Source organism: Streptomyces sp. NH27 (genome assembly GCF_056859195.1).
In genome coordinates this window covers 1-255 of record NZ_JACEGK010001140.1, presented here as the reverse complement: position 1 = coordinate 255, position 255 = coordinate 1, and the positions used below count along the sequence as shown (strand labels likewise).

Sequence of the window (255 nt, the reverse complement as noted above, 5' to 3'; positions counted from 1 at the left end):
TGTGTTGATGACCGGCGAGGTGCCGGACATGCGGTGGTTGCTGATGTTCCCGGCGTTGTTGTGCCAGTGGGTGTTCAATACCGGGTTGGCGTTGATCGTGGCGCGGTTGGGCAGCAAGATGACGGACCTGTCGCAGTTGATGCCGTTCATGTTGCGGACGTGGATGTACATGTCGGGGGTGATGTACTCCATTACGAAGCTGACGACGACGGCGCCGCATCTGCTGCGGATTCTGCTGGATGTGAATCCGGCGGC

Annotated in this window: 1 protein-coding gene; it reads left to right on the top strand. The window is 59.6% G+C overall.

The window, feature by feature from the left end; genetic code table 11:
* Positions 1–7 precede the first annotated feature (7 nt).
* A partial coding sequence (locus AC13HU_RS38405) for an ABC transporter permease (protein WP_483046610.1) occupies positions 8–255 on the top strand: 248 nt, incomplete at its 3' end.